4 protein-coding genes and 1 pseudogene are annotated in these 3,136 nt (G+C 74.2%); 4 read left to right on the top strand and 1 reads right to left on the bottom strand.

Annotated features, from left to right (window positions below):
• Nucleotides 1–117: 117 nt before the first annotated feature.
• Nucleotides 118–1,110, bottom strand: a complete 993-nt coding sequence (locus tag ABD308_RS21630) for an aldo/keto reductase (protein ID WP_344337694.1) — start codon at nt 1,108–1,110, stop codon at nt 118–120.
• A 207-nt stretch (nt 1,111–1,317) separates the two neighbouring features.
• On the opposite strand from ABD308_RS21630, the gene ABD308_RS21625 reads away from it, so the two are divergent.
• The 4 genes and pseudogenes from ABD308_RS21625 to ABD308_RS21610 form a co-directional block, all read left to right on the top strand.
• A complete protein-coding gene (locus ABD308_RS21625) occupies nt 1,318–1,884 on the top strand; it encodes a TetR/AcrR family transcriptional regulator (RefSeq protein WP_344337692.1) in 567 nt (188 codons plus the stop codon).
• A gap of 57 nt (nt 1,885–1,941) precedes the next feature.
• Entirely contained in the window at nt 1,942–2,517 is a 576-nt protein-coding gene (locus tag ABD308_RS21620; protein WP_344337690.1) for a DUF4865 family protein, read from the top strand.
• A 17-nt stretch (nt 2,518–2,534) separates the two neighbouring features.
• On the top strand, nt 2,535–2,954 hold the full coding sequence (locus ABD308_RS21615; protein ID WP_344337687.1) for a carboxymuconolactone decarboxylase family protein: 420 nt from the start codon (nt 2,535–2,537) through the stop codon (nt 2,952–2,954).
• Nucleotides 2,951–3,136: pseudogene (locus ABD308_RS21610) on the top strand (phosphotriesterase family protein); the annotation flags it as partial. The gene ABD308_RS21615 and the pseudogene ABD308_RS21610, both read left to right, overlap by 4 nt.

Genomic DNA, 3,136 nt, shown 5'->3' with positions numbered 1-3,136 from the left:
CGGCCGGGCGCCCCCGGCGTGCCGCGTCCCGCTGAGGCGGAACGCGCGGCGGCCCGGCGGATCAGCTGTCCAACGGCTCAGGTGTCCGACGGCTCAGGTGTCCGACGGATCAGCCGGTCAACGGCTCAGCGTGTCGATCTCGGCGAGCTCCTCGGCGGTCAGCGGACCGGCCGCCAGCGCGTCCAGGTTCTGGTCCAGCTGCGTCACGCTGCTGGCCCCGATGATCACCGACACCACCCGGGGGTCCCGCAGCACCCAGCTCAGCGCCAGCTGCGCCAGGGTCTGCCCGCGCCGCTCCGCCACCTTGTTGAGCGCCCGCAGCTGCTCCAGCTTCGCCTCGGTGAGCGCCTCCTCGCGCAGGAACTTGCCGATCGACATCCGCGATCCGGCCGGCACCTGGCCCGAGAGGTAGCGGTCCGTCAGCAGTCCCTGCGCCAGCGGGGAGTAGGAGATCAGGCTGGTCTGGGTGTCGCCGACCGCGTCCAGCACACCCTCGTCCTCGACGTAGCGGTTGAGGATGGAGTACGCGCACTGGTTCATCAGGACCGGCGTGCCCAGTTCGCGCAGCAGGGCGACCGCCTCCCGGTGCTTCTCCGCCGGGTAGTTGGAGATGCCCGCGTACAGCGCCTTGCCCGCCCGGACCGCCGAGTCCAGCGCGCCCATGGTCTCTTCGAGCGGGGTCTCCGGGTCGTAGCGGTGCGAGTAGAAGACGTCGACGTAGTCGAGGCCCATCCGGCCCAGCGACTGGTCCAGGCTGGCCGTCAGGTACTTGCGGCTGCCGCCGACGCCGTACGGGCCGGGCCACATGTCGTAGCCGGCCTTGGAGGCGATGAACAGCTCGTCCCGGTACGGGCGGAAGTCCTGCGCGAAGAGGTAGCCGAAGTTGCGCTCGGCGCTGCCGTACGGCGGGCCGTAGTTGTTGGCGAGGTCGAAGTGGGTGACACCCCGGTCGAAGGCGCGGCGCAGCACCGCACGCTGGACGTCGAGCGGCTGGGCGTCACCGAAGTTGTGCCACAGGCCCAGCGAGACGGCGGGGAGCAGCACGCCACTGCGGCCGGCCCGGCGGTAGGTCATCGAGGCGTAGCGGTCATCCGCGGCGAGGTAGGTCATGCCCGACATCCTGCCAGGCCGCGGCCGCCCGGGGTGATCTGCGCCACCATCCGTCGAGGAGTGCCGGGCGGGACGGCCGGGGACGACGATCACACGGGGCCGTGGACCGCCGGGGGGCGGCCCACGGCCCGTTGTCTTCCGGGCACGCCGCGACCTCTGTACCTACTGGTATGTACAGGTGCTGTACCAGTAGGTACAGTGACCGGCATGGCAACCCAGGACCGCCTCATCGAGAGCACCCAGGAACTCCTCTGGGAGCGCGGCTACGTCGGCACCAGCCCCAAGGCCATCCAGCAGCGGGCCGGCGTCGGCCAGGGCAGCATGTACCACCACTTCGACGGCAAGCCCGGCCTCGCGGCCGCCGCCCTGCGCCGCAGCGCCGAGCAGATGCGGGCCGCCGCCGAGGCCGACCTCGCCGGCCCCGGCACCGCGTACGACCGGATCGCCGCCTACCTGCGGCGCGAGCGCGACGTGCTGCGCGGCTGCCGGATCGGCCGGATGGCCCAGGACCCGGAGGTGGTGGCCGACCCCCGGCTGCGCGCGCCCGTCGCGGAGACGTTCGACTGGCTGCGCGGGCGGCTCGCCGAGGTGATCGCCGAGGGGCGGTCGGCCGGTGAGCTGAGGGCGGGCGCCGAGCCCGCCGACCTCGCCGCCGCCGTGGTCGCCGTCGTGCAGGGCGGTTACGTGCTCGCCCGCGCCGCCGACGACGCCGAACCGTTCGAGCGGGCCGTCCGCGGCGCCCTCGCCCTGCTCGCCGCTCACCGCACCGACTGAGCCGCCGCACCTCCCGAGCCGCCGGCCTACCACTCTCCACTCTCCCGGAGCCCGCCCGTGCACGCCATGCAGTACGAGATCACCCTCCCCGCCGACTACGACATGGGTGTCATCCACCGGCGGATCGCCACCAAGGGCCATCTGCTCGACGACCACCCGGGCCTCGGCCTCAAGGCCTACCTGGTCCGCGAGCGCGGCCTCGACGGATCGCCCGTCAACCAGTACGCGCCGTTCTACCTCTGGCGCACCGCCGAGGGCATGAACGCCTTCCTCTGGGGCCCGGGCTTCCGCAGCCTCAGCGCCGACTTCGGCCGCCCCGCCGTCCGGCACTGGCTCGGCGCCGGCCTGCGCCGAGGCCCGGCGACCGGCGGACCCGCCACCGCCACCCGCCAGGCCGAGCGCCTTCCGGAGGACGCCGACCCCGCCGAGGCCGTCGAACACGCCCTCGCCGCGCTGCCCGACCACCCCGGCCTGCACACCGCCGCCGTCGCCGTCGACCCGGACCGCTGGGAACTGCTGCGCTTCGCCCTCTGGAGCGGCGCCGCCCCGGACACCGCGCCCGGCACCCGGTACCGCGTGCACCACCTCTCCAGCCCCGAACTCGACCGGCTGCCCGTCGGCCGTCACTGGTGAAAGGACCACCCCGCCCGATGCGCCCGGCCCCCACCCCCGCCGACCCCGCCGGTCCCACTCCCGCCCCGTTCGACCGGGCCGCCGGCTACGCCCTGCTCGACGAACTCGCCGGGCCGAGGACGCAGGCCGACACCCTGGGCCCGCTCGACGAACTCGCCCCCGGCTTCCCCGACTGGATCGTCACCGCGCTCTTCGGCGGCACCTACCAGCGGCCCGGACTCGCCCTGCGCGACCGTCAGGTGGCCAACCTGGCCGCGCTCACCGCCCTCGGCGGCGTGGAACCGCAGCTCGCCGACCACGTCCGCAACAGCCTGCGGATCGGCCTGACCAGGGAGGAGATCACCGAGGTCCTGGTCCACCTCGCGCCCTACGTCGGCGTCCCCAAGGCCCTGGCCGGACTACGGGTCGCCGCCGCCACCTTCGCCGAGCCGGCATGAGCGCCGCCGCCGCAGCCACCGCCACCGTCCGGACCGTCCTCGGTGACCTCGACCCCGCCGAACTCGGCGTCTGTGACGCCCACGACCACCTCTTCCTGCGCAGCCCGAGGCTGCCCGGCGAGGAACTCGACGACCCGGCCGCCGCCGAACAGGTGCTGCGCGCCTTCGCGGCGGCCGGCGGG

This window comes from Kitasatospora putterlickiae (assembly GCF_039527695.1).
GTDB classification, from domain to species: domain Bacteria; phylum Actinomycetota; class Actinomycetes; order Streptomycetales; family Streptomycetaceae; genus Kitasatospora; species Kitasatospora putterlickiae.
Note: the sequence above shows the minus strand (reverse complement) of the source record. Positions and strands in the feature narration are given on the sequence as shown.